The organism is Solwaraspora sp. WMMA2059, assembly GCF_027497315.1.
GTDB lineage: Bacteria > Actinomycetota > Actinomycetes > Mycobacteriales > Micromonosporaceae > Micromonospora_E.
This window is the reverse complement of record NZ_CP114908.1, coordinates 3669234-3695004: the sequence shown is the minus strand read 5'-3', so window position 1 is coordinate 3695004 and position 25771 is coordinate 3669234. Positions and strand designations below refer to the sequence as shown.

Below are 25771 nucleotides of genomic sequence, written 5' to 3'. Positions count from 1 at the left end.
GTTGGTGGCCGCCGGCTGATGTTGACCTGGGTGGGGTGGGGGTCAGGTGGGTGCGGGTAGGTTCGGCATCCAGGGTCGTCCGAGGATGGCGTCGCGCAGGACGGCCATTTTGTCGAGGCCGTTCTTCGCCGCGCTGGAGACGTAGCCGAGGATCTTGTACCGATCCTTGGTGCGTTGCTCGCTGGTGAGCCGCCCGGAGATCTTCTGCTGGATCTTCGCCGGTCGCAGGTCCCGTTCGGCCTGGTTCGACGTCGGCGGCACCAACAGGTCGTCAACGAAGCGCAGCACGTCGGCACGTCGGTCCCGGAAGACTTCCAACAGCAGGCGGGCTTTACGCTCACCCGGCCGGTTGCCGATGGTGCTGGTGTCGGACAGTCCGACCAGCACGCCGTGGTGCAGCCGGTACAGCAACTCGGCCTTCACTGTGGGGTCGATGCCCGGCCGGTTCTGCTCACGGGCCGTGTTCGTCTCGTGGATCAGCGCGCGCAGCGCGTCGGAGATCTGCTTCGGCCAGACCGCGTCGGGGTACACCTCGGCCGCACCGTCAAGATCACGTAACAGGTGAGCGCAACACAGTTGGTGGACCAGCGTGCCCAACTCGGCCGAGTCGTAGTTCCGGTACCGGTCGTGCACGACCACCGAGCCGGTCAGGTCCTTGACCACGAACGCCGTGAACGTGGCCAGGTCCCGGTCACCGACCTGGTAGTGAGTCCACAACTCGGTACACGCCACGAGCAGGTACTTCTCGGCCTTCTTACGGCCCGGCCTCGGTTTCTTTGGCCCGACCCGCAGCGGCGTCTCGTCACAGCACACCGCGTACGCCAGGGTGATCAACATGCGGATCCGTTTGTCGACCTCGCTGGTCAGCGCCGCGACCCGGGTCAGCACGCCGTGCACGAACCCCGGCGACGGTGTCGCACCGGTCAGCGACCGAAGCATCTGTACACACCGCTGCACCGGGATGAAATGCACGACCATCAGATAGACCGCCCACGCCTGCAGGTTCGGGCCGTACCCCACCGGACCGGCCCCCGCGCCTTCCGGCCGGGCCGCGGTGTGCAGCTTCCCGCACCCACACCGCACCGCATGCTGGTCGTACTGGGTCAGCGTCGCGGTCATCAACGGAACCTCGACCTGCTGATACCGGTCCACCACACCCAGATCCCGCGCGTCCACCAACTCCGCGCCGCACCCGCAACTACCCTCGGGGAACCGGTCCCGCCGCTGATCAGGAGCATCCGACCAGGCCAGGTTCGACCCCGGCGCACCCCGCTGCCTACCCCGCGTACCCGCCGGGGTGTCCCGCTTCTTCCTCGCCGCAGGTGGCGTACGCCCCGGATCATCATCCTTCGACGGCGGAGACGACGAGTTCGACGAGTTCCGCGACAACAGATGCTCGACCCGCGCCAGCCGCACCGCGAGCGCCTCGTACGCCGCCGTCAACTCCGCGATCTGCGCGTCCTGCTCAGCAATCCGAGCGTCCTGCGTCCGTGCCAGCGAGATCAACTCTTCACGAGACAGATCCTCCGACACCGACACGCCAAGATCAAACCACAACGGACAGAACGGCGTCGAGCCGGTCGAACCCCGTCACTCAACCCGCGCTGACCGTCACTCTTCGCGCACCACCTGAATGTTTACTGTCGTTGATGTCGTTCGGTGACTGGGAGATGGCCGCCCGGATCCGCGATGGCATGGTCGCGGTCGACCTGACCCGCCCGGTCGACTACCAGCGGGCCCGGTTCGCCGAGACGCTCGGCATCGCCGCCGTCGAGGTTGCCTTCTCGCTGGCGGTCTGCGCCGTGGTGCTGGCGGTCACCGGGCCGGTCCCGGTGCCGCCGCCCGGCCAGGCGGCGCTGTTCGCGGTCAGCGCGCTGCTGGTGCTGCCGTTGCGGTTCACCACCGTCTACCTGACAGCTCTGCTGTGCTTCTGGACGCAGAACATTCTTGGCGTTTCGTTGGCCCGGGGAGCGATCACCAACCTGTTCTCCGGGGCGCTGGTGCCGTTGACCCTGCTGCCCGGCTGGCTGCAGGCGATCGCCGCGGTGCTGCCGTTCGCCGGCATGACGTTCACTCCGGCGACGATCTACCTCGGCCAGGCGACCGGATCCGACGCCTGGCTGCTGATCGGCATTCAGGCGGTGTGGACGGTGGCGTTGTGGTGGGGTGCCCGGCTGGCCTGGCGGTCGGCGGTGCGCCAACTGACCGTACACGGGGGTTGATCATGCGATCACGGACCGGCCTGCGCCGGGGGTTGCGGCTCTACCGGCGCAGCCTCGGTGCCCACCTACGGTCCACCCTGGAGTACGAGGCGGACTTCTGGATCCTGGTCGCCGGGTCGGCGCTGACCCAGCTCGTCGGCCTGGCATTTCTCGGCGCGGTCTTCTCCCGGGTGCCGCAGGTCAATGGTTGGACGTTCGCCGAGGTGGTCCTGATCTACTCGATCGTGGTGCTCTCCGACGCGGTCGGGCCGCTGCTGTTCGAGGGCGTGTGGCGGCTGCCGTGGCTGGTCAACAAGGGGGAGCTGGACTACAAAATGGTCCGGCCCTACCCGGTGGTGCTGCAGGTGCTCAGCGACGACGTCGGTATCAACGGGCTGGGCAACCTGGTCACCGGTGGGGCGATGTTCGGTTGGGCGGTGTGGCGGGTCGACGTCGCCTGGACCCCGGCGCTGGTCGTCGGCGGGCTGGGGCTGTTCGCCAGCGGCATGGCGGTCAAGCTGTCGATCAGCCTGGCCACCAACTCGTCGGCGTTCTGGCTGCAGAGTCCGCATTCGATCTTCGCGTACGCGGTGCACCAGATCGGTGACCTGGCCCGCTACCCGGTGTCGGTCTACACGTTCGGGGTGCGGCTGGTGCTGGTGGTCGGGCTGCCGTTCGCCTTCGTCGGATTCTTCCCGGCCAGCGCGGTGCTCAGTGCCGGTGGTGGCGATGCCGCCCGCGCCGGGGTCGGTCCGACCTGGCTGGGCTGGCTCACCCCGCTGATCGCCGCCTACTGCGTCGGAGTGGCGGCGCTGATCTTCCGATCCGGTCTGCGCCGTTACGAGTCCGCCGGCAGCTGATGGCCGGTCGGCTCAGCTCAGGCCCATCGACTCCACGTACCGCTCTGCGGTGTTCGGGTAGGGCAACGCCAGCGCGTTGCGGCAGTACCGGCCGTCGGCCCGGGCCATCAGCTCGGCTTCGATCAGGTATCGGCGGACCGTCACGTGGTCCACCGCACCGCCATCACACCAGCGGCGTAACCGTTCGTCGACCGTCGACTCGTCGTAGACCACGTCGCGTTCGAAACACGCCTGCGCGATGTGCGCCAGCACCGGGCGGCGGCGCGCCTGCCGGGCCGGCAACGAGACGATACGTCCCTCGCGGATGAACGGGCTCAACTCGGCGCTCATGCCGCCGGACGGTACGCAACCCGCCGCCAAGGTCGCTATCAGTTTTCGGGTGGACGCAGGACACCGATGGGCGTCAGGCGCCGTTTGCGAGGTTCGGTGCGGCGCGGCGGGCGGGTGGCTGAGGTGCCGGGCGCGGGGGAACATCGGCCGGCCGGGCGGCGTTGGATCCTGGCGTTGGACCGAGTAGGCGAGTGGCCGGGCTGATCTGCCGGGCCTGATCCGCCTGGTCCGCCTGGTCTGTCGCCCGGTGCGGGTGCGGCCGGGTCTGCGCGGCCCCGCCGGGTGCGGAATGCCGGGCATCCTCGGATGGTTGTATCCGGTGCGCCGGTGAGACCGCCCCCCGCCTGGACCGGCGGGTGTGCGCAGGTTGGAGCGCATCATTTGAGTTCGATTTTCTTGTGCGTGTTCTGTTCTGTCCCGTTCGTGACCGGTCATCGACCCGGTGTGGTCTGGTGTCCGGTTCATTCCCCTCGGAACGGAGATTCTGCTATGAACACGATCTTCCGTAAGTTTGCTCTGTCGGTTGCTGGTCTGCTGACCGCTGGTGGTGTGGTGGCCGCTCCTGCGGTGGCGCAGGCCGCTGGTCCGGGTGCCGCCGACGGCGGTGCGCGTGAGGTGGCGGTGCAGTACGAGGCGCAGCCGAACTTCTACTACTGCGGGCCGGCGGCGACGCGGATCGCGTTGACGGCGCAGGGTAAGGCCCCGTCGCAGGACGAGGTGGCGGAGAAGTTGGGGACGACCGAGGCCGGTACCGATTCGGCTGAGGAGACGACCCGGGTACTCAACGAGGTGACCGGTGGTGACGAGTACGAGACGGTGTCGATCGGTGCGGCCGCGGCGAAGCCGGAGCATGTGGCGAAGCTGAAGGCGGATGTGCGTGAGGCGGTGGACGACGACCGGGCCGTGGTGGCGAACATCATGGGCACGGCGTCGGACGTCGACGGGGTGGCGCATTCGTACGAGGGTGGGCACTACCTGACGGTGACGGGTTACCGCGATGGTGGTGACACGGTGAAGATCGCTGACCCGTACTTCGAGGGCCAGGAGTACTGGATGGGCCTCGATGTGCTGGCTGACTGGACCGCCAAGCGCGGCTACTCCGCCTGACCGATGACAGTTGCGCTGGCCGGGTTCCCGTACGGGAACCCGGCCAGCGGCATGTTGGGGGACCGGCCCTACCGTTGCAGCCGGACCGGTTCGCCGAACCCGCTGCGGCGGACGAGCCAGGCTTCGGTGATGTGCGTGAACATCGCCGCCGCGGCGCCTTCCGGGTCGTGCGCGGCGATGCGTTCGTAGATCCGCCGGTGGCCGCGGTTGAATGCCACGCAAAACTGGTGGTCTGGGACTGGAAATGCAGCGACCTGCCGTACGACGGTGGCATCGGCTACGGGGTGGCGAAGCGGACGACGGTGGGGGCGGCTGACCCGGCGGCAGTACGTGGCAGGTCAGGACGGCATTCCGCTGGGCGGTGCCCCGCCGGGCCCACCGCCGGCCGGTCCACCACCGCCGGGAGCGGCGCCACCACCGGTCGGTGCCGTCGTGGTGTCGACCGGCACGGCCAGCGTCGCCGCGTAGCCGGCCGAGACGTCCCCGGTCACGGTGGCCAGCTGGCTCGCCCCGCCGTCGTCGCCGAAGACGTTGTCGGTGTCGAGGCTGAGCTGGGCGAGGTTGGTGACCGATGAGTCGTAGGCGGGTTCGGCGTACACGGTGTCGCAGACGTCCTGGGGGAGAGCGACCTGGGAGGTGGCGATGGCGTTGCCGGCGTCGGTGATGCTGGCCTCGTCGGGGTAGACCTCGAAGTGGATGTGCGGCCAGCGGCCGGTGTAGCAGGCGGGGAAGATGGTGGTGAAGGTGACCTTGCCGTCGGTGTCGGTGATCTGGACGCCGCGCAGGTAGTTCTGGTCGGTGACGCCTTCGGAGTACATGGAGTAGCGGCCTTCGCGGTCGCAGTGCCAGACGTAGACGGCGACGCCGGTGAACGGGGTGCCGTTGTTGGCGAGGTCGGTGACGGTGAGTTCGAGGGTCAGTGGTACGCCGTCGGCGGTTCCGCTGGATTCGCCGAAGCTGGAGCGGATGTCGCTGCGGACGACGCCGCTCTGTTCGAGGACGTCGGGCCCGTTGGAGCCGTCACCGGGGTACGGCCCGGCGGTCTCGTCCGGGATCTCGCCGGTCGCCGCAGCGGCCGCGGCCGCCGCCGAGGTGCCGCCGCTGGCCGCTGTGTTCGCACTGCAGGCGGCGAGGCCCAGGGTCGCAGCCCCCAGGCCGAACGCCCGCAGCACCTGCCGGCGACCCAGCAGGGTGCCGAGGTCGAAGCCGAGGCCCTGGTCGACGACGTCTTCGTCCGGCCTGGGCAACGGGCGGCCCTGGTAGCGCGGGGTGGTGTCCCGGCGGGAGTCGCGTCGCATCCGTTTCTCCGTTCGTGAAGATGGCTCACTGTCGGGTGTCGTGCGGATCTGCGACCAACCCTCACCGCCGTTGCCCGCAGCCCGCTGGATCCCAGCTGGAAGTTGGCTGTGCCAGTCGGTACGCCAGGATGGGGAACGTGACGACGATGCCGGTACGGGACAGGGTCGAGGCGACGCTGCGGGCGTGGGACGGCTACGAGCGCCAACGTGGTGCCACCCCGGTGATCGACTACGACTGCGCGCCGCTCGACCCGGCCGCCCCACCGCCCACCCCCGCGACCAGCCGGTTCGCCGTACTGGCCGGACTGACCGCCGTCGCCGACGAACTGACTGCCGTCGCCGACGAGCCGGACTGCCGGGCCGACGACCGGCTGCGGGCCCGGGTCGACGCGGACATCACCTACCTGCGGGCCATGCTCGGCGAGCGGCTGCCGCTGACCGACTACATCCGGCGGACCCAGGGCTGCGGTGCGGCGGGCTGGCCGGACGACCACCTCGCGGCGGTCGGCGACCGGGCCCGCGCGAGCCTGGCCGACCTCGGCGTCGACTGGAACGACGGGCTCCCCGGCCAACTGGCCCGTGCCGAAGGGATCCTGCGTCGCCAGGACGTCCCGGACGCCATCGAGCAGGCGGCGGCCGAGCTGGAACCCCTCGTACGCGCGGCGACCGGCACCGCCGCGCCGTACCAGTTGACAATCGAACGGGTCGACGTCGACGCCTACTGGTCGTACTGGCTGGACGGGGCCGGCTCCGCCGCCCGGCTGCGGCTGAACCGGCAGCGCGCCGAGTTCACCGAGACGCAGGCCCGGGTGTTCGCGCTGCACGAGGTGCTCGGCCACGCTCTGCAGTCGGCCAGCTGGTACGCCCAATGGTCGACCGTGGACGACGGTGCGGTCCGCCTGCTGTCGGTGCACACGGACACCCAGGTGCTGCTGGAAGGCTTGGCGCAGGCGCTGCCGCTGTTCGTCACCGGCGACGACGCGGCGGCGGTGGCACGGGTGCGGGTGACGCACTACACCCAACTGGTCCGGGCCGGGCTGCACCGGGCGGTCGACGACGGCGTGCCGGTCGCCGACTGCGTGGCGTGGGCCCGGCAGCGGGTGCCGTTCTGGTCCGACGAGGAGATCGGCGACGCGCTGACCGACCGCGGCGTCGACCCGCAGCTGCGGTCGTACCTGTGGGCGTACCCGGCCGGCGTCGACTGGTTCGTGGCGCTCGCCGACCGGGGCGACCCGCAGACCCGTACGGCGGTGCTGCGGGCCGCGTACCAGGGCCCGCTGACCCCGGCCGACCTGACGGCACTCTGGCCGACCGGCCCGACCATCGGCGGACCCGGTGCCGACAGCTGACCGATGGTGCGGATCAGTGTGGACGGTACGCCCGTTGTGTTCCGGTGCGGGTAGGGTGCGACCGTGACGAAGCGCAAGGGCGGTCGGGACGGGCAGCGAACGCAGGACCACCAGGATGGACAGCGGCGCAAGCGGATCGCCCTGCTGGCCGGCGGTGCCGGGCTGGTCGTCGTCGCGGCGGTGCTGCTGACGGTGGTGCTGTGGCCGGACGATCCCGAGGAGCCCCGCGCCCGCGAGTACCGTGACGTCACCGCGTGCCTGCTGACCGGGGCCGCCGGGGTGACCGACTCGGCCGCCGCACCGGTCTGGGCCGGCATGCAGGACGCCTCGTTGCAGACCCGGGCCAGGGTGCAGTTCCTCGAAGTGAACGGGCCGCAGACCGCCGACAACGCCGCCGGATACCTCGCCAGCCTCGCTGGCAGCCAGTGTCAGCTGGTCCTGGCAGTCGGCGAGGCGCCGACCGCCGCGACGGTCGGGGACGCCACCCGCTACCCGCAGGTCGACTTCGTACTCGTCGCCGAGGGCCAGTCGGCGGGCGACGCCAGCAACGTGACCGTGGTGTCCGACGCCGAGCCGGCCGCGATCCAGCAGCGGGTACGCGACCTGGTCGTGGCTGCGGTCGGTGACCCGGCCGACGACTGAGCCCGGGATTAAATCGCCGAGGGTTGATCTAAGTCAACCCTCCGTACGGATGCTTGTGCGATCCGCTAGCGCCGTCGGAGACTGTCCGATGTCGGCGTGATCAACGTCGGACAGTCTTTGTACACGGGGGAGGGCGGCCATGCGCCGTGCCATCAGTCGTGCATCCTGGTCAACGGCGGCCGGCCGGTGGCGCAGACCGACGCGCTCGGCAACGTCACCAAGTTCGGCTACGACGTCGGCGGCTACCGGAATGCGGGCCAGTGCTCCGGCCTTCAGGCCGGGGGTGAAGGCCCGCGCTGGGAGGGCCGCCAGGGCCCGAGCAGTGCTCTAAACTGGCCGGTTCTGCTGCTCGATGTACTGCGTCACGATGCTCAGTGGTGCGCCGCCGACGGAGCCGGCGAAGTACGAGCCCGACCAGAGTTTGTTGGCCCGGTGGTAGTGGCGGGCGAGTTCGGGGAACTTCCTGCCGCGGGCGGCGCGACGGGACGCCCTTGAGTGAGTTGACCAGGCGGGAAACGGCGACTTTGGGTGGGTGGTCGACCAGCAGGTGGACGTGGTTGTCCTCGCCGTTGAACTCGACCAGCTCGGCCTCGAAGTCGCGGCACACGTCCCGCATGATCTGTTCCATCCGGGTCAGGTGCCGGTCGGCGAACACCGGGTGCCGGAACTTCGTCACGAAAACCAAATGAACATGCATCGCGAAGACACAGTGCCTGCCGGTACGGATACCCTCACCTTCTGCCATAGACCAACATGATATCGTGTGGTTCGTGCAGCTCCGGTACCAGTTCCGGGTCTACCCGACACCCGGCCAGCAGATCGCGCTGGCGAAGGCGTTCGGATGCGCCCGGGTGGTGTTCAACGACGGGCTGCGCGCACGGCAGACGGCACGCGAGCAGGGTCTGCCGTACGTGTCGGACGCTGAGCTGTCGAAGCGGGTCATCACGCGGGCCAAGACGACTCCGGAACGGGCGTGGCTGGGCGAGGTGTCGGCCGTGGTGTTGCAGCAGGCCCTCGCGGACCTCAACACCGCCTACCGCAACTTCTTCCACTCCGTGTCGGGCAGACGTAAAGGCCGCACGGTGGCGCCGCCGAGGTTCCGGTCCCGTAAGGACAACCGGCAGGCCATCCGTTTCACCCGTAACTCCCGGTTCACGGTCCTGGACAACGGCCGTCTGCGGCTGCCGAAGATCGGCGACCTCACGGTCCGCTGGTCCCGGTCGTTGCCGTCGGACCCGTCGTCCGTGACGGTCATCCGGGACGCGGCCGGGCGGTACTTCGCCTCGTTCGTCGTGCGGGCCACGGACGAGCCACTGCCCGAGGTGGACTCGGAGGTCGGCATTGACCTGGGGCTGACGCACTTCGCGGTCATGTCCGACGGCACGAAGGTCGCCGCGCCGAGGTTCCTGCGCCGCGCGGCCCGCAAGCTCAAACGGCTGCAACAGGCCCTGTCCCGCAAACAGCGGGGCAGCAACCGCCGTAGGAAGGCTGTCGTGAAGGTCGCCAGGGCGCACGCCCGGGTGGCCGACACCCGGCGGGACTGGCAGCACAAGCTGTCCACGACGATCATCCGTGAGAATCAAGCGGTGTACGTCGAGGACCTGTGTGTCGCCGGTCTCGGCCGGACCCGGCTTGCCAGGTCCGTCCACGACGCCGGATGGTCGTCGTTCGTCGCCATGCTGGAGTACAGGGCCGCGAGATACGGACGCACGTTCGCCCGGGTGGACCGGTGGCTCCCGTCCACCCGGATGTGCTCGGACTGCGGCCGGATCAACGAGAAGATGGCGTTGGACGTCCGGTCGTGGGTCTGTCCGTGTGGCGGTCACCACGACCGGGACGTCAACGCCGCGATCAACATCAAGGCCGCCGGGCAGGCGGACTTCAACGACCGTGGAGCGCGGGTAGGACCGGGACCCGTCCCGGCACCGCGCGGTGAAACGGTAACCCACCAGAACACTGCGCGTGTCACGCGCAGCGTGGCTGGAATCGCCGCCGATTAGGGCGGCGAGGATGTCAAAGCGACGTCGAGCACGATCTGACCGGCCGGGTCCTGGCCACCGCCATGTACGACGCGGCCGGCGTGCAGCTGGTGCGGGAGACCACCAGCTACGACCGGGCCGGCAACGTGACCGCCGCGACCGACGGGCGCGGCACCACCGCCACCTTCGAGTACGACGCCACCGGTGCGCTCACGAAGCACACCCAGCCGATCTCCGGCTCCGACGACATCGTCACCACGTTCGGCTACGACCTGTCCGGCAACCGGACCCGGTTCACCGACGGGCGCGGCAACGCCTTTTGGACCGGGTACAACCCGTGGCATCTGCCGGAGAAGCAGATCGAGCCGTCGACCACCGCGCACCCGGCGGCGGCCGACCGGACGTTCAGCGTCGCCTACGACGCCGCCGGCCGACCGGTGACCCAGTTCCTGCCCGGCGGGGTCACCATCAGCAGCGAGTACGACGAGATGGGCCAGCTGCTGCGTCAGGAAGGCTCCGGCGCGGAGGCGACGACCGTCGACCGGGTCTTCGACTACGACCTCGGCGGCCGGATGACCGAGTTCTCCGGTGGCGGTGGCACCAACACGATCAGCTACGACGACCGGGACCTGCCGCTGTCGATCAGCGGCCCGGTCGGCAACTCGACGTTCACGTACAACGGCAGCGGGCAGTTGGCCAGCCGGCAGGACGCGGCCGGCACCACCAGCTACGGCTACGACACCGCCGGGCGGCTGGCCGGCCTGACCAACCCGACCGCCGGCGTGACCATGGGCTACGCGTACAACAACCTGTCCCAGGTTTCGCAGATCACCTACGGAGGCACCGGCAACCGCCGGGAGTTCACCTTCGACGACCTGCACCGGCTCACCGAGGACAGGTTGGAAACCTCCGGTGGTACGCAGATCGCGGCGATCGGCTACGGCTGGGACGGAAACGACAACCTGATCTCGAAGACGACCACCGGGTTCGGTGGTGCCGCCGTCACCAACACCTACAGTTACGACCTGGCCGACCGGTTGACGTCGTGGAACAACGGTTCGGCGACCGTGGTGTACGCGTACGACAAGGCCGGTAACCGGGTGCAGAACGGCGTCAAGCTGTTCACCTACGACCAGCGGAACCGGCTGCTGACCGCCGACGGGACGGCGTACACGTACACCGCCCGTGGCACCCTCGCCGCCGCCGGCACGGTCGCCACGACCGCCGACGCGTTCGGTCAGGTGCACAGCCAGCAGACCGGCGGTGGTGGGCCGGCGCGTACGTACGACTATGACGGGTTGGGTCGGGCGGTGCGGCCGGGGTTCGTGTACACCGGGGTCGGTAACGACCTGGCGGCGGATGACACGGCGACGTATGTGCGGGGGCCGTCGGGTGAGGTGGTGGCCGGGACGGCGGGTGGGACGCAGCGGTTGGTGTGGACGGATCTGCACACCGACGTGGTGGGTCAGTTCACGACGACCGGCACCACCCTGGCCGGGGCGACGACGTACGACCCGTTGGGCAAGGTGGTCGCCAGTACCGGGATGGTCGGGAGTCTGGGTTACCAGTCGGAGTGGACCGACGCGGTGACGTCGCGGGTGAACATGCACGCCCGCTGGTACAACACCGACACCGGGCAGTTCGACACCCGCGACTCGGCCGCGAACAGCCCGGTGCCGGACTCGATCGCCGCGAACCGCTACCAGTACGGCGACGGCACGCCGTTGACGACGATCGACCCGACCGGGCACTGGGGCAACCCGTTGAAGGCGGCGGCGAAGCTGGCGTCGAAGGCGACGTCGAAGGTGTCCAGCGTCACCCGCCGGGCGGTGTCCAGCGTGTCGAGCTACGGCAGCGCCGCCTACCAGAAGGCGAAGAAGGTCACCAAGACCGCGGCGAAGAAGGTCACCACCGCCGCGAAGAAGAAGGTCAACCAGGTCAAGGCCAAGGCCGCCAAGGTCAAGAACAAGGTCAAGAAGACGTACGCCAAGGCGAAGAAGACGGTCAAGAAGAAAGTCAACCAGGCCAAGAAGTACGTGGCGAAGAAGGTCGCCAAGGCGAAACAGAAGGTGAAACAGAAAGTCGCCCAGGTCAAACAGGCGGCGAAGAAGGTCGCCGCGAAAGCGACCCGGGTGGTGAAGAAGACCGTCACCGTGGTGAAGGACGCGGCGAACGCCACCAAGAAGTGGGTGGTGGAGCACAAGGACACCATCCTGGAGGTCGCCGCGATCGCCGGCGCCGTCGTCGCCGGGCTGGCGTGCACGGCGGTCACCGCCGGCGCCGGTGCGGTCGCCTGCATGGTGGGCGCGGGTGCGTTGATCAACCTGGCGAAGGATGTGGCGCAGGGCGACATCCACTCCGTCGGTGACGCGCTCGGCTCGCTCGGTACGGGGGCGATCATGGGCCTGGCCGGTGGTGCCGGTGGGGCGATCGCGGCGAAGGTCGGTACGGCGATCGCCGCCAAGGCCGGCTCGGGGGTGACCGCCCGGTTGGCCAGTGACGCGGTGGAGAACGGCATCTCCGATGTCATCTCCCAGGCCGCCACCACCGGACGCGTCGACCTCAGAGCCGCCGCCCTCGGGTCGGTGCCGGGACTCAACCTGATCGGCCGCAAGGGCGGCGGTGCAGGCCCCGCGCGGGCTCCACCGGGACGCGGCGGCAGCACCGCCGGCGGTGGATCAGGTCCGGGTTGTCGTACGCACAGCTTCGCCCCCGACACCCGGGTCCTGATGGCCGACGGCACTACCCGCCCCATCGCCGACATCAATGTCGGCGACCAGGTGGTGGCCACTGACCCGGTGTCCGGCACGTCGTTGCCGAAACCGGTCACCCAACTGCACCGCAACACCGACCGCGAGCTGACCGACGTCCGGGTCCGCACCAGCGACGGCACCTCCACCGTGGTGGAGACGACACCGAACCATCCCTTCTGGGACGACAACCGGCAGGCATGGGTCAACGCCGGCGACCTCAAGCCGGGTGCCAAGCTGCGGGTGGCGGGTCGCGGCGAGGTCACGGTGGTGTCGGTCCAGACACGCCGGGACGAGCGGGAGATGCGCGACCTGACAGTCGCCCACACCCACACGTACCATGTCATCGCGGGCGACCACCCCGTCCTCGTCCACAACTGCGGCACGGGGCCGATCAAACCGACTCGTACCTTCCGGACCGAATCGGCCATTGACCATCAGCCGCAAGGTCCGCTTCCCCGGTCGGCCTTCAACGAAAATGGTCGAAACTTGTCAGATGGTGACCATCATTACGTGGTAATGAGAAATGGTTCAGTACGGTCGATGCGCAGCGCTGACATGCACGCGATCGATGCAACAGCTGGCCACACTAGTCTGTCGGAAGGTGAGCCGGTTTTCATGGCCGGGCACTTCCAGGTCAAGGAGGGCCGTATAACCGAGTTTGACAACTGGTCTGGCCATTATTCGCAGAACAATGCAATCCCGGGTTATCAACCAATCTCGGACGTCGCCAGGGATGCTCTCGAAAATAACGGGTTCCGGGGTGCTCGAAGTGCGGATTGGGACGATATTCTCGAGTGAGACTTGTGGACAGGTCTATGATTGAGGGGTACTAGTTTGTCGATGAATCATGGTTATGGATGGCGGATTCTGTGAACTTCTTGGCGATGATCGAGCGGCTTTCGCGGATTCGCGGCCAGAGCTTCGACGATTTGATGCGAGTCGCCGGAGTGGATCCCTTGATGGTCGATGCGGCCATCAAGGGTGACGTGCTCGGTCAGTCGAGCCTACAACGACTCGCGCGTGTGCTTGACATGCACGCGGCGGATCTCTTCGTGGTGGCTGGCATCGAAGTTCCTAGCAACCTTGCGCCACTTTCGGCTCCGGCTGGTCCGGTCTTGGATCATCTTGTGAGAACGGCTCTTCGTCTGCCCGCCGAGCGACTTGAGCAGCTCCTCAGGGTGGCGAGATCGGTGCCAAGGCGGGACTCGGTGGCGTTGACGGTGCGCAAGCGCGACAACTTCCCTTATGGTCCGGGATCTGTCATCGTGGGCATGCTCCGTAACCGGAATCTGAACAACCTAAACTCCGTAAAAATGCTGTACCGGCTTGCCGGAATTGGGCCACTATCGTCGGCGACAATACATGCATTTGGATCTGGCCGTAAGGAGCTTAGTCCGGACTTTCTGGCTGGTTTTGCGGCTGTGCTCGCCCTACGGGGCGATGAGTTGGCGGCGCTTCTTGATATCGAGCCGGTTGACGTTAAAATACCTGTGGATGTCGCAATACGTCAGGTGGCGGAGTTGCTTTGGGATGTGCGCCATTTGAATAACGATCAGCTCCGCAATATCCAGGAGGAATTCGGCGCGATTAACTGATCGTGTGTGTTTGGATCGGGGCTTCTTGTATTGGGCTAAGTGGGTACAGTGGGAATGCATTCTTCGGGCGACTACATGGCATGACCTGTGGCGCTGATGTACGCAGTCGCCCATTTGGCTTGCTGTCGCGGCTGATCTATTGCGATCATGAATTCTCGGAGATCCGCAGTGTGCACGGACCGCCTGAGAGGGCAGTTCGGAAGATTACGTCCTTTTCGGGGCGAGAGTGAATACTCCGGGTTCGTCTTCGGTGAGGACGCGGCGGTTGACCATGCGTTTGAGCTTCGCGCGGGTGCCTTCGACGTGTTTCGGTGAGGGCTCGACGCCGAGTGCGAGGCAGATGCCCTTCGCCCGCATCCCGGCGGGTGTGGCGGCGAGGACTTCCAGGATCTGCTGGTAGGGGGTGCTGGCGATCGTCGGGTCGTCGGCGGTGAACTCGGTGGCGGCGAGCGTGCGCAGGGTGGTGCGGGTGGTCGCCAGGGCGGCCAGTTCGCTGTTGACGCGGCCGAGTTCGGCGGTGAGTGTGGCGATCTGGGCGGTTTCGATGAATGTGTGCTCGACGCGGTTCGTGCCACTGGGCCTCGATCCACCGATGAAGGTCGGACCGGCAGGACCCCGGCTATAGAAAGTGCCCTCTGAACTGGAAGGATAGGAGTTCTGACGCTTCTATCGCTCGGTTCGAGAGGGCACCTCGCAGGTGAGAATACGCCAGGACGCGCCGGTGGTGCGCGCGACGTTCGACGATCCGAATCTGGTGTCGTGTGCCGGTCTCGTTCCGGTGATGCGCCTGGCCGAGCAGGCCGGTCTGCATGACGCGGTCGCCGACCGGGTGCGGCTGCCGACGGACAAGGGCGCGAACCCCGCCGGGAAGGTCGCCACGGTCGTGGCGGGGATGCTCGCGGGCGCGGACAGCATCGACGACCTCGACATCGCCCGGCACGGTGGCATGCGGTCGCTGTTCGGCAGCGTGTACGCGCCGTCGACGCTCGGGTCGTTCCTGCGTACGTTCACCCACGGGCACGTACGGCAGTTACAGGCCGCCGCCCGCGACACCCTGATCGGTCTGACCGGCCGGGCACCGATCCTGACCGGCGCCGACACCCTGTGCTTCGTGGACATCGACTCCATGCTGCGGCGGGTGTACGGCAAGCAGAAGCAGGGCATCGGGTTCGGCCACGCCAAGGTCGGCGGCTACAACGTCTACCTGCGCGGCTACAACCCCCTGGTCGCGACGCTGTCCACCCCGCTGTCCGCGCCGGTGATCGCCGCCACGAGGCTGCGGTCGGGTAACGCCGGCTCGTCCCGGGGCGCCGCCACCATGATCGCCGAGGCCATCACGACCGCCCGGGCATGCGGCGCTTCGGGGGAGATCATGGTGCGAGCGGACTCGGCGTTCTACGCCAAGACGGTGATCAGCGGCTGCCGGCGTCGTGGCGTGCGGTCCTCGGTCACCTGCCGCATCGACCCGAAGATCCGCGCCGCGTGCGACGGCATCGCCGCCGACCAGTGGGTCGACATCACCTATCCGCAGGCCGTCCGGGACGAAGACGCCGGCCGGTGGATCTCCGACGCGCAGATCGCCGAAACCACGTACACCGCGTTCGCCGGCACCCGACACGAGGCGACCGCCCGGCTGATCGTGCGCCGCGTCCGCCGCGACGACCCGCAACAGATCCCCGGCCAGGACGAACTCCTACCGACCTACCGGTACCACGCCGTGTTCACCGACAGCCCGTACACCCTCGTACAGGCCGAAGCCCAGCACCGGCAACACGCGATCATCGAGCAGGTCAACGCCGACCTGATCGCCGGCCCCCTCGCCCACCTGCCCTCCGGACACTTCAGCGCCAACGACGCCTGGCTGACCTGCGCCGCGATCACGCACAACCTCACCCGCGCCGCCGGACACCTCGCCGCGGGCACCTGGTCGACCGCCAGACCCGCCACCATCCGGACCCGGATCATCACCGTCGCAGCCCGCCTCGCCCACCGGGCCCGCACCATCCACCTACACCTGCCCGAGTACTGGCCCTGGCAGGCGGCGTTCGACAACCTGTTCACCGCCGTCCAGCCGGCACCCGGCTGACCACACCCCACCAGCCGAAACCAGGCGGCCCGACCACAGGCCACAATCCCGTTCCACCCCGAACACTCACCCTCGGAGCAAGCCGATCACGTGATCGGCGACTCCCTCACGCCCGCCGCACCACCCAATACAGAAATGATCAACCAACATTCAGCGGCAACCGCGTCGGTGGATCGAGGCTGGGGCAGTAAGCCCAACCAGGGTTCATGGTTATGCAGGTCGCGTCGGACAAGGACTTGTGCCAGTTGGGTTGGCTGCTTCGAACCACGTCATCCTGATGGTTGGTAAACATTCAGGTGGTGCGCGAAGAGTGACGGTCAGCGCGGGTTGAGTGACGGGGTTCGACCGGCTCGACGCCGTTCTGTCCGTTGTGGTTTGATCTTGGCGTGTCGGTGTCGGAGGATCTGTCTCGTGAAGAGTTGATCTCGCTGGCACGGACGCAGGACGCTCGGATTGCTGAGCAGGACGCGCAGATCGCGGAGTTGACGGCGGCGTACGAGGCGCTCGCGGTGCGGCTGGCGCGGGTCGAGCATCTGTTGTCGCGGAACTCGTCGAACTCGTCGTCTCCGCCGTCGAAGGATGATGATCCGGGGCGTACGCCACCTGCGGCGAGGAAGAAGCGGGACACCCCGGCGGGTACGCGGGGTAGGCAGCGGGGTGCGCCGGGGTCGAGCCTGGCCTGGTCGGATGCTCCTGATCAGCGGCGGGACCGGTTCCCCGAGGGTAGTTGCGGGTGCGGCGCGGAGTTGGTGGACGCGCGGGATCTGGGTGTGGTGGACCGGTATCAGCAGGTCGAGGTTCCGTTGATGACCGCGACGCTGACCCAGTACGACCAGCATGCGGTGCGGTGTGGGTGCGGGAAGCTGCACACCGCGGCCCGGCCGGAAGGCGCGGGGGCCGGTCCGGTGGGGTACGGCCCGAACCTGCAGGCGTGGGCGGTCTATCTGATGGTCGTGCATTTCATCCCGGTGCAGCGGTGTGTACAGATGCTTCGGTCGCTGACCGGTGCGACACCGTCGCCGGGGTTCGTGCACGGCGTGCTGACCCGGGTCGCGGCGCTGACCAGCGAGGTCGACAAACGGATCCGCATGTTGATCACCCTGGCGTACGCGGTGTGCTGTGACGAGACGCCGCTGCGGGTCGGGCCAAAGAAACCGAGGCCGGGCCGTAAGAAGGCCGAGAAGTACCTGCTCGTGGCGTGTACCGAGTTGTGGACTCACTACCAGGTCGGTGACCGGGACCTGGCCACGTTCACGGCGTTCGTGGTCAAGGACCTGACCGGCTCGGTGGTCGTGCACGACCGGTACCGGAACTACGACTCGGCCGAGTTGGGCACGCTGGTCCACCAACTGTGTTGCGCTCACCTGTTACGTGATCTTGACGGTGCGGCCGAGGTGTACCCCGACGCGGTCTGGCCGAAGCAGATCTCCGACGCGCTGCGCGCGCTGATCCACGAGACGAACACGGCCCGTGAGCAGAACCGGCCGGGCATCGACCCCACAGTGAAGGCCGAGTTGCTGTACCGGCTGCACCACGGCGTGCTGGTCGGACTGTCCGACACCAGCACCATCGGCAACCGGCCGGGTGAGCGTAAAGCCCGCCTGCTGTTGGAAGTCTTCCGGGACCGACGTGCCGACGTGCTGCGCTTCGTTGACGACCTGTTGGTGCCGCCGACGTCGAACCAGGCCGAACGGGACCTGCGACCGGCGAAGATCCAGCAGAAGATCTCCGGGCGGCTCACCAGCGAGCAACGCACCAAGGATCGGTACAAGATCCTCGGCTACGTCTCCAGCGCGGCGAAGAACGGCCTCGACAAAATGGCCGTCCTGCGCGACGCCATCCTCGGACGACCCTGGATGCCGAACCTACCCGCACCCACCTGACCCCCACCCCACCCAGGTCAACATCAGCCGGCGGCCACCAACCAACCGGCCATCACGCTATGCCACCACGCGGAATCCCAGCGCGCACCACCTGAATGTTTGCGATGGTTGCCGTTCTTGGTCAGATTTTTGAGGCGTACGATGACTTCTTGGCGCTTTATGGCGAGAACGGGAAGATGGCACTATGGAATATCTACCATCGGGTAAAAGTGGTTCACCTGCCGATGGCGTAGTCTGCGAGTTTCGGTGTCGCAGTCTCTTGCGTCGTCAGACAGTGCGACGGTCCTCATTGCCCTTCGGAAGCATGACCGGATTTGCTGGGTTGGCCGGTGCCGCGGGCCTGTCGAGATTTCGCGAATGAACTCGTTGCCTGCTGATCTTCTTGGCATTCTGAGATGTGCCGGTTGGGGACCGGGTAGGAATGTGGATATTGGCGATTTGGTTGAGCTATTGCGTTCGTGTGGGTTTGTTATGTCGGCACCGGCCTTAGACTTCTTGAGAGAGTTTGGGTTTCTAGGGTTGGAGCATGAGCCGAGTATCATCCTTCACGGCAAGAAGTCGTCGTGTTGGACCACCTTTGATCCGACTGTTGTTGCGACGCATCGCGATGCGCGCATCGCTGATAGATGCTCCTCTGTTGTTGGGAAAAGTCTGTGTCCGGTAGGTGTGGACGGATTTCATTTCACAATCTATATGACCAACGAGGGCTCCTTGCTTGCTGGTCGCGACGCGTCGGTATATCGCTATGCTGAATCGATTCAAGGATTGCTGAGGGCTATGTTTGATGGGTCTCGCCCCACGAAGACTGCCGATTGGGTGATTGACTAGAATCTGGTTGCGGCCGCTACGGGCTGGGGTCAGATCGACCGCTAATCGTCTTCTCGGGCCGCAATTCGCGCTGGATCTCGCTGGGCTCGGTCCCAATCGGTGACGCCAGCATCGCTGAGTAAGTAAGGACGGCAGATTGTTGCCAGCAGCGAAGGTGGAGACGCTGGCAGGTGCGAGCCAGCCGATGGCGTGGCTGTTCGCCGTACCTGGCGGAGGTGCCTGCGGGGTAGACGGTCGCGGGTTGCGGTCAGAGCTGGCGGAACTCGCCCTTTTCCGCGCCGTCGAGGAAACAGTCCCACTCCTCGGGGGTGAAGATGAGGACAGGACCGTCGGGACTCTTGGAGTCGCGGAGCGCGTACGCCTGACCCAGGTTGGCGACCTCGACGCAGCCACCGTTCGCGGATGACTTCCTGCTCTTGTGTCAGACGGCAGTGCTGAGGTCGAGGTCGGGGGTCACGTGCTGCTCCTCGTCGGTCAACCCGTGGCGCAGGTCAGGGCGGTGATCAGCTTGGCGCTCTCGGGCGGGCTGAGCGCGGCGGCTGTGATGTGGTTGTACGCCAGGTTACACCGACGCAGGTCCGCGTCACGTTCGAGATAGAGGCCGCCGGCCTGGCCTTCCACGTAGACGACGGGGGAGTGGCTGTCCTCCTCGAAGTCGAAGATCGTGAACGCGCCGAGCTCACCCGGGGCACCCCCGTGAACGATCGAGGCTAGGAAGGCAGGGTTATCCGACTTCGGTTTTTAGTCGGCGGCCGGGTTCGTACGGTTGGGCGGGGCGTTGGAAGCAGGCTCCGCTGACGCGCGTGGCGATGGTGCGGATGTGTCGGAATCCTTGGTCGCGGTAGTAGGCGTGTAACCGTTGGTTTGTCGTCCATGCGTCGAGGCGTAGCCAGGTGAGGCCGGCATCGTAGGCTCTGCCGGCTGCCCAGTCGAGGAGCTCGGTGCCAATGCCGTCGCCGGAGCGAGCAAGCGGGAGCATCATTTTCGCGGCGTAGAGCGCGTCGGCCGGGTCATCTTCCGGGTACCAGAGAGCCTCGGGGTCGCGGTCCGGTTTCCAGAGCCCGTCGACGTCGACGTAGGCGGTGAGGGTGATGGTGGCGGCCGGGGTTTCACCGTCGAAGACCATCCAGGTCTGCCCGGCGGAGACGGTCGCGGCGACGGCAGACCGGGGTAGTGGGATCGACCACTGGTCTTCTCCCCGAGCTGCGAGCCATGCCTCTCGTTCGCGTCGCCAGCTCATGATGACGTCGACGTCGCTGAGCTGTGCGGGACGGATGATCATTGCGGGTCCTCGCTGGCACGGACTTTGGCGATGACGTCGGGGTCGCCGAGGGTGTACAGGAGCCGGTTGCGGTCGGCGGCGAAGGTGGAGACGCTGACGCGTACGGGCCGGTCCGGGGTGTAGCCGGTTCGGAGCCAGCGGAGGACGGGTGTGCCGGCGGCCAGGGCGAGAGTCGTCACCTCGTCGGGTGCTGGCATCGCTGCGATGATCTCGTCGTCGTAGGCGATCTGTGGGTGTCCGCGTTCGGCGAGGAGTCTGGTGGTGCCTTGCGGGATGTCACGTGGCGACAGCAGCTCGGGTACCTGGTCGCAGAGGTCCATCGGGTAGTAGGTGTCCTGGATCGAGGACGGCTGGCCGTTGACCGCGCGTACGCAGCGGCGGACGGCTGCTGGTGAGTCGGCGGGCACGCCGAGGCGTTCTGCCAGTCCGTCCGGCACTTCCGCGATGCGTAGCTCGAACGTCTGGGTAGGTTCGTGGCCTTGGTCGCGGACCTCGCTGAACCACGCGTCGGACTCGCTGACCGGTCCGGGCATCTCTGCGCGGCTGGCATGGAAGGCGAGCGTGACTCGGTCGCGGACGATGATGCCGCCGGTGCGGCCGGGCATCGACTCGACCAGGCCTTCGTTGATGAGGACCGCGGTGGCGAGTCGCACGGTGTTGCGGGAGACCCGGTGCAGATCCTGCAGCTTGCTCTCGGTCGGCAGGTGGTCGCCTGGCTTGAGCACGCCGTTGATGATCTGTTCGCGTAGCTCGTCTGCGATCTTGCGGTACAGCGGTGGCACGGCCACGGTCTCCTCGATTGGTTCCAACGTTTCTCATTTGCAGTCTTGACTGTCGTTGGCTGCACTGCAAAGGTTGGTACCAATCCAACCTTACACAAGGTGCTCACGTCATGATCAGGTGGTAGTGATGAGCCATGCCCGCGACATGCTCAGGGAGATGGAGCGCGTACACCGTGCCCTTGCCCAGACCCGGCTCCACCTTGCCGGCCTCGACCAGGCCGACGGTGCACGCGACCTAGCGGACCGGGTCCTGCACTCGCCGCTACGGACGTTGGTCGAGCAGGCCGAGGGTGCAGCCGTCCGAGTCACCGCCTACCTGCGCGAATCCACGCGCATCTAGGTCCCTCCATTGTGAAGGCCACCGAGTCCGCCCACCTTGTCCTTCACCAACGGCAGGAGAACCGATGTCTGAGATCAGCGAGGGCGACTCTCTGCCGGCGGCGAAAACTAGCCAGCGTCACGCCGGAGAACAGTGGCCGCTACGTGGGGTCCTGATGTGCGCGGCGTGTGGGCGGCGGATGCAACCGTTGCGGACCACTGACGGTGGTCGGGCGTACCGGGGGCCGTGTGGTTGCCGGCTGGGCCCGGTCGACGCTGGCCGGATCGAGCGGCTCGTCGGCCTGTCCATCGCCCGCCGCCGCCCGTCGTCGCTGCCGAGGTGGGCGTGGCGGCGGGCGGCATTCCACGCCCCTTGTTCTGAGCACTTTGCCGAGGAGCCTGCCTAATGTCCACGTACCCGCTGGCCGACGACCTGTTCCGGATGGCCCACCACCGGTTGCACGGCCGACCGTTGCTGCACCCCCGCGCGCTCAGCCACGGCCTGGCCGCCGCGCTGCTGGCCGAACTGCTCTACCCGCAGCGGATCGCCGTGCGCCGCGGCCTGGTCGTCGTCGGCGCGACCGTCGCCCCGCCCGACGACCTGGTGCACGGCATCCTCGCCCAGATCAGCGCGGCGCCGACCCCGCAACCGGTGAAGACCTGGGTCGGTCTGCTCAGCGAGACCGCGGTCCGGCAGGTCGCCACCCGACTGGCCCGCGCCGGCCACGTACGCCGGGAAGTGACCCGCCGCCGCCTCGTCGGTCGCGGCGAACGGTGGGTGCCCACCGACATGAACACCGCCGGCTGGCCCGCCGTCCGGCTGGCCACCGCGCTGCGCGCCCGCCGCCGCCTCCCCGTCACCGATCAGGGTCTGGCGGCATTGACCTGGGCCTGCGGCCTCGACCGGCACATCCTCAACGGTGCGCCGCCGCACGCCTACGACGACCTGCGCACCCTCGTCGACCACGGCTGGCCGCCGATCGTCGACCTGGCCCGGCAGACCCGCGCGGCACTCGGCCGCACCGTCGCCGCCCACCGTGGCTGACCGGCGGCGGCTGATGATGGTCGACTACCCCGACCCGGCCGGATACCCACTGGCCGCACTGATCCACTGTGCGGACTGCCGGACCCCGATGACCCCGGCCGTCCGTGCCGCCACCCGCGTCTACCGGTGCACCGGTGCGTGCCGCAACGAGATCGACGCCCTGCACGCCGAAACCCTGATGTGGGACCGGGCCGCCGCCCGGCAACCACAGCTGGCCCGGCCGCACCTGCCGGCCGACCGGCGGCGCGAGGTCTTCGCATCCCTGCTGACCGAGGTGTACGCCCGAGGCCCGTCGAGCTGGCTGTCCCTGCGTGCCTCCTGGATCGACCGTCGGCGACGGGCTGCCGGCCCGACGCCGCCCCCGGCCCGGTGACCTGAGCCGTCGCCGCCGAGACGAAGTCATGTCTTGCCCGCCCTGGAGAGAAGGAACAGGTTATGGATGTCTGCGCGTTGACCAGCGCTGCGGTGCTCGGCTACCTGGCAGGGCTGTTCTCGTTCCGGGTCAAGAGCCGCTGGTGCCCCAAGTGCGGGGAACTGACCACCACCCCGCCACCGCCGAGCGTCTGAGCCCTGCGGTCAAGCTGGTCGGGTGGCACAACGACAGGGCAGGGAGAGGCGGTGGGCGAGCCGGCGGATACGGATTGCCATGCCGCGTAGTCTGCCGACGTGCCTGAGCTGATCACACCCACCATCGAGCTGTACGCGTCGTGGCTCGACGCCCGCGACGAGTGGGGACGCGGCACCCATCAGGACGGCAGCGGGCTGCGGTCGTCCGACGACGTCGACACCGCCGCCGGGTTCGCCGCCTGGGTCGACCGGCTGCGCCGCCAGGGTGACGAGTCGCTGCCCGCCGACGAGGGGTGGGTGCACACCACCCACCGGTGGATCGTCGAGCAGGACGCCTACCTCGGGGCGATCTCGCTGCGGCACCGGCTCAACGACTTCCTGCACCGCGCCGGCGGGCACATCGGCTACGGCGTACGGCCGTCGGCGCGTGGCCGTGGCATCGCGACCTGGGCCCTCGGCGCGATGCTGCCGCTGGCCGCCGCCCGTAGCCTGGACCGGCCGTTTCCGCCGGCCACGCGCGGGACGGGGAAGCGGTGACGGCGGCGACACCGCGTACCGAGCGGGAGGCCGTCGAGATCCAGCGCGAGCTGGCCCGCCGGGTACGGGTCGACCAGCCGATGGTCGATCCGCCGAGGTTCGTCGCCGGCGTCGACGTCGCGTACGAATCGGACTCGTCGTCGGCGGGCCGACTCGCCGGTGCCGTCGTCGTGCTCGACCTGGCGGACAACCTGCCCGTCGTGGCCAGCGCGACCGCGACCGGCGTCTGCGACTTCCCGTACGTTCCCGGCCTGCTCGCGTTCCGCGAAGTTCCGGTCCTGCTCACCGTCCTCGAGCGGCTCACCGTCCGCCCGGACCTGCTGGTCTGCGACGGGTACGGCGTAGCGCATCCGCGCCGCTGCGGCCTGGCCAGCCACCTGAGCGTGGTCACCGGCATCCCGGCGTTCGGCGTGGCCAAGACGGCGTTCGTCAGCACCCACGGCGAGGTGCCACCCGAGCGCGGCGGCTGGGCCGACCTGGTCGACAACGGTGAGGTGGTCGGCCGGGTGCTGCGCACCCGCACCGGCGTCAGACCGGTGTACGTGTCGGCCGGGCATCTCATCGACATCGCCCAGGCGACCGAGATCACCCTGCGCCTGACGCCGCACTACCGGCTGCCGGAGACGACCCGCCTGGCCGACCGCGCGTGCCGGGAAGTTTCCCGGCACGGCTGATATCGGACGGCCTTTCATGTTAGTCAACCTGCTTCGTCGAAGAAAGGCATGTCGTTCTTGGAATCGAGTCCACTCGTCAGTCTGTGGGCATTAAGGTTCTTTCGGTAAGGGGACGACCTGATTGTCCCCGTGTCGGGGTCGTCGTGGCCAGCGGGAGACCCCGGCCTTTATCAATGAGGCGGTCCGGCCTTGAGGAGATCCGTGTTGAGTGCGCATGCGGCGATGTGTCGCGGTCTGCCGAGCCTTGCCGACCGGTACGTGCCGGACAGCAATTCGTTCGGGCTGATCCGCCTGGCCCTGGCCCTTGGTGTCCTCGTGGCGCATGCCTGGCCGCTGGGCTACGGCGCGGCGAGCCTTGGCTACGGAATATCGGCTGGGCAGAGCGAGCTCGGTTCGCTGTCGGTCCAGGGATTCTTCGTGGTTTCCGGATTCTTGATCACGGGAAGTGCGCTCAAGCACTCGGTCTTGCGGTATTCCTGGCATCGGGTGCTTCGGATTTTTCCCGGATTCTGGGTGTGTCTACTGGTCACCGCATTTGTGGTGGCGCCGCTGGTTGCTCTGTACGAGAATGGTACGATGCGAGGGTTCTGGAGTCATCCTCAAGGTCCATTTTCCTACCTGGCGGTCAACTGGTTCACCGCTATGGAGCAGTACCCGATATCGGGACTGTTGTCGTCTACTCCGTTCGGTCAGATGATGGGTGGGCCGAGCGCGTTCGATGGATCACTGTGGAGCTTGCGGTACGAACTTGTGTGCTATGGCCTGGTCGCTGTCCTCAGTGTGACTTCGGTCCTGCGCCTGGCCCCGCGGGCATTGCTGGCAATCCTGATATTCGGCTATGCACTGATTATTCGTGACATTTCAATTGCTTCGACATGGGCATTCCGGCCAGCTCCCGTCGGGGCGGTCGGCCCGTTTCCGCTGATCGGCTCGTTCGCCTCTGACTGGCTACTGTATCTGACTTTCCTCTTTGTGCTGGGCGCCGTCGTCCGCTGCTATATGCATCGCATACCGATGGACGGCCGGCTGGCTGTGTTGGCGGCCGTCCTGCTCGCGATCAGCCTACTGTGGGGCGGATTCGTCGTTGTCGGACTGCCAGCCTACGCGTACCTGCTCATATATCTGGGTGTTGCGCTTCCGCGACGGCTCGGACGGGTCGGTCGTGGGCGGGACTACTCGTACGGAATTTACATCTATGCTTTCCCGGTGCAGCAAGTTCTGGCACTGGTCGGCGTGGCCGAGTACGGCATGTCATCGTACATCCTGTTGTCGGTAATCGGTACGATGCTGTTCGCTGTACCGTCGTGGCATCTTGTCGAGAAGCCCGCGATGAGATTGCGGGCCCTCGACGTCGCCCGCCTGCCCCGGCCCGCTCGCCCTGCCCCGGTCAGGCCGGCGGCCGCAGGAGGTCCGGCGGGCGTACGGTCGTCCGTACTGCCACAAAGCCCCTACCAGGGCGGTCGTAATGCCTATTCGGCTGCGACGAACGGCACCGCGGCAGGTGACGGAGACGGTGGCCAGGTGCCAGCTCCGCGCGGCTGACGGACCGGTGCGGGGAAGGCTGCGCACGTGCGCCAGGTCGCCGCAAGTCCATGTGCATGGCTGAAACCGGGCGCCGCCGCCACACGTCTGGGGGTATGTCGGTCGAATCGAGA

23 protein-coding genes and 3 pseudogenes are annotated in these 25771 nt (G+C 67.5%); 17 read left to right on the top strand and 9 right to left on the bottom strand.

The features are described 5' to 3' along the window. Positions 1-42: 42 nt before the first annotated feature. Positions 43-1539 carry an IS66 family transposase gene (locus O7553_RS16780; protein WP_281550504.1) on the bottom strand — a complete coding sequence of 499 codons (1497 nt, stop codon included), beginning with the start codon at positions 1537-1539 and terminating at the stop codon, positions 43-45. A 110-nt stretch (positions 1540-1649) separates the two neighbouring features. On the opposite strand from O7553_RS16780, the gene O7553_RS16775 reads away from it, so the two are divergent. Both O7553_RS16775 and O7553_RS16770 read left to right on the top strand, forming a co-directional pair. Next, positions 1650-2222, top strand: coding sequence for an ABC-2 family transporter protein (locus tag O7553_RS16775; protein WP_281550688.1), 573 nt, complete (start codon positions 1650-1652; stop codon positions 2220-2222). Between the two features lie 2 nt (positions 2223-2224). Further along, a complete protein-coding gene (locus O7553_RS16770) occupies positions 2225-3061 on the top strand; it encodes an ABC-2 family transporter protein (RefSeq protein ID WP_281550687.1) in 837 nt (278 codons plus the stop codon). A 12-nt stretch (positions 3062-3073) separates the two neighbouring features. Here O7553_RS16770 and O7553_RS16765 read toward each other — a convergent pair whose 3' ends face one another. After that, a complete protein-coding gene (locus tag O7553_RS16765; protein WP_281550686.1) occupies positions 3074-3391 on the bottom strand; it encodes a DUF2087 domain-containing protein in 318 nt (105 codons plus the stop codon). A gap of 489 nt (positions 3392-3880) precedes the next feature. On the opposite strand from O7553_RS16765, the gene O7553_RS16760 reads away from it, so the two are divergent. Then, positions 3881-4498, top strand: coding sequence for a C39 family peptidase (locus O7553_RS16760; RefSeq protein ID WP_281550685.1), 618 nt, complete (start codon positions 3881-3883; stop codon positions 4496-4498). 68 nt (positions 4499-4566) lie between these two features. Here O7553_RS16760 and O7553_RS16755 read toward each other — a convergent pair. Both O7553_RS16755 and O7553_RS16750 read right to left on the bottom strand, forming a co-directional pair. Continuing rightward, positions 4567-4746 (bottom strand): annotated as a pseudogene (locus O7553_RS16755) (FCD domain-containing protein); the annotation flags it as partial. A 90-nt stretch (positions 4747-4836) separates the two neighbouring features. Then, positions 4837-5796 (bottom strand): intradiol ring-cleavage dioxygenase, encoded by a 960-nt coding sequence (locus O7553_RS16750; RefSeq protein ID WP_281550684.1) that lies wholly within the window; start codon positions 5794-5796, stop codon positions 4837-4839. Positions 5797-5933: 137 nt separating this feature from the next. Between O7553_RS16750 and O7553_RS16745 the strand changes: the two genes are divergently transcribed. Beyond that, positions 5934-7145 carry a hypothetical protein gene (locus O7553_RS16745; protein WP_281550683.1) on the top strand — a complete coding sequence of 404 codons (1212 nt, stop codon included), beginning with the start codon at positions 5934-5936 and terminating at the stop codon, positions 7143-7145. 63 nt (positions 7146-7208) lie between these two features. Next, positions 7209-7787 carry a hypothetical protein gene (locus O7553_RS16740; RefSeq protein WP_281550682.1) on the top strand — a complete coding sequence of 193 codons (579 nt, stop codon included), beginning with the start codon at positions 7209-7211 and terminating at the stop codon, positions 7785-7787. A 327-nt stretch (positions 7788-8114) separates the two neighbouring features. Here the strand turns inward: O7553_RS16740 and tnpA are convergent. Next, positions 8115-8532, bottom strand: a pseudogene (gene tnpA, locus O7553_RS16735) (IS200/IS605 family transposase). A gap of 25 nt (positions 8533-8557) precedes the next feature. Between tnpA and O7553_RS16730 the strand changes: the two are divergent. The 5 genes from O7553_RS16730 (at position 8558) to O7553_RS16710 (ending at position 18083) form a co-directional block, all read left to right on the top strand. Beyond that, positions 8558-9787, top strand: a complete 1230-nt coding sequence (locus O7553_RS16730) for a transposase (RefSeq protein ID WP_281550681.1) — start codon at positions 8558-8560, stop codon at positions 9785-9787. 62 nt (positions 9788-9849) lie between these two features. Beyond that, positions 9850-13317, top strand: coding sequence for a polymorphic toxin-type HINT domain-containing protein (locus O7553_RS16725; RefSeq protein ID WP_281550680.1), 3468 nt, complete (start codon positions 9850-9852; stop codon positions 13315-13317). Positions 13318-13376: 59 nt separating this feature from the next. Continuing rightward, on the top strand, positions 13377-14114 hold the full coding sequence (locus O7553_RS16720) for an XRE family transcriptional regulator (RefSeq protein ID WP_281550679.1): 738 nt from the start codon (positions 13377-13379) through the stop codon (positions 14112-14114). Positions 14115-14811: 697 nt separating this feature from the next. Continuing rightward, entirely contained in the window at positions 14812-16200 is a 1389-nt protein-coding gene (locus tag O7553_RS16715; protein ID WP_281550678.1) for an IS1380 family transposase, read from the top strand. A gap of 386 nt (positions 16201-16586) precedes the next feature. Next, complete coding sequence (locus tag O7553_RS16710; RefSeq protein WP_281550677.1) at positions 16587-18083, top strand: IS66 family transposase; 1497 nt, start codon at positions 16587-16589, stop codon at positions 18081-18083. A gap of 1075 nt (positions 18084-19158) precedes the next feature. Here O7553_RS16710 and O7553_RS16705 read toward each other — a convergent pair. The 4 genes and pseudogenes from O7553_RS16705 to O7553_RS16690 all read right to left on the bottom strand — a co-directional run. Further along, positions 19159-19320: pseudogene (locus tag O7553_RS16705) on the bottom strand (DUF397 domain-containing protein); the annotation flags it as partial. Positions 19321-19385: 65 nt separating this feature from the next. Further along, positions 19386-19616 carry a Scr1 family TA system antitoxin-like transcriptional regulator gene (locus tag O7553_RS16700; protein ID WP_281555636.1) on the bottom strand — a complete coding sequence of 77 codons (231 nt, stop codon included), beginning with the start codon at positions 19614-19616 and terminating at the stop codon, positions 19386-19388. Positions 19617-19635: 19 nt separating this feature from the next. Continuing rightward, on the bottom strand, positions 19636-20193 hold the full coding sequence (locus O7553_RS16695) for a GNAT family N-acetyltransferase (RefSeq protein ID WP_281550676.1): 558 nt from the start codon (positions 20191-20193) through the stop codon (positions 19636-19638). Further along, a complete protein-coding gene (locus O7553_RS16690; protein ID WP_281550675.1) occupies positions 20190-20975 on the bottom strand; it encodes a GntR family transcriptional regulator in 786 nt (261 codons plus the stop codon). The genes O7553_RS16695 and O7553_RS16690 overlap by 4 nt, the downstream gene beginning before the upstream one ends. A gap of 127 nt (positions 20976-21102) precedes the next feature. On the opposite strand from O7553_RS16690, the gene O7553_RS16685 reads away from it, so the two are divergent. The 7 genes from O7553_RS16685 (at position 21103) to O7553_RS16655 (ending at position 25658) form a co-directional block, all read left to right on the top strand. Further along, the gene (locus tag O7553_RS16685; RefSeq protein ID WP_281550674.1) at positions 21103-21315 is read left to right on the top strand and encodes a hypothetical protein; all 213 of its coding nucleotides are present in this window, start codon (positions 21103-21105) and stop codon (positions 21313-21315) included. Positions 21316-21699: 384 nt separating this feature from the next. Then, on the top strand, positions 21700-22338 hold the full coding sequence (locus O7553_RS16680) for a GPP34 family phosphoprotein (protein WP_281550673.1): 639 nt from the start codon (positions 21700-21702) through the stop codon (positions 22336-22338). Beyond that, positions 22331-22711, top strand: a complete 381-nt coding sequence (locus tag O7553_RS16675) for a hypothetical protein (RefSeq protein ID WP_281550672.1) — start codon at positions 22331-22333, stop codon at positions 22709-22711. The genes O7553_RS16680 and O7553_RS16675 overlap by 8 nt, the downstream gene beginning before the upstream one ends. Positions 22712-22773: 62 nt before the next feature. Then, on the top strand, positions 22774-22905 hold the full coding sequence (locus O7553_RS16670) for a hypothetical protein (RefSeq protein ID WP_278170260.1): 132 nt from the start codon (positions 22774-22776) through the stop codon (positions 22903-22905). A 99-nt stretch (positions 22906-23004) separates the two neighbouring features. Beyond that, positions 23005-23442, top strand: coding sequence for a GNAT family N-acetyltransferase (locus tag O7553_RS16665; protein WP_281550671.1), 438 nt, complete (start codon positions 23005-23007; stop codon positions 23440-23442). Further along, the gene (locus O7553_RS16660; protein WP_281550670.1) at positions 23439-24116 is read left to right on the top strand and encodes an endonuclease V; all 678 of its coding nucleotides are present in this window, start codon (positions 23439-23441) and stop codon (positions 24114-24116) included. The genes O7553_RS16665 and O7553_RS16660 overlap by 4 nt, the downstream gene beginning before the upstream one ends. 204 nt (positions 24117-24320) lie before the next feature. After that, positions 24321-25658 (top strand): acyltransferase, encoded by a 1338-nt coding sequence (locus tag O7553_RS16655; RefSeq protein WP_281550669.1) that lies wholly within the window; start codon positions 24321-24323, stop codon positions 25656-25658. The last annotated feature ends 113 nt before the right edge of the window (positions 25659-25771 follow it).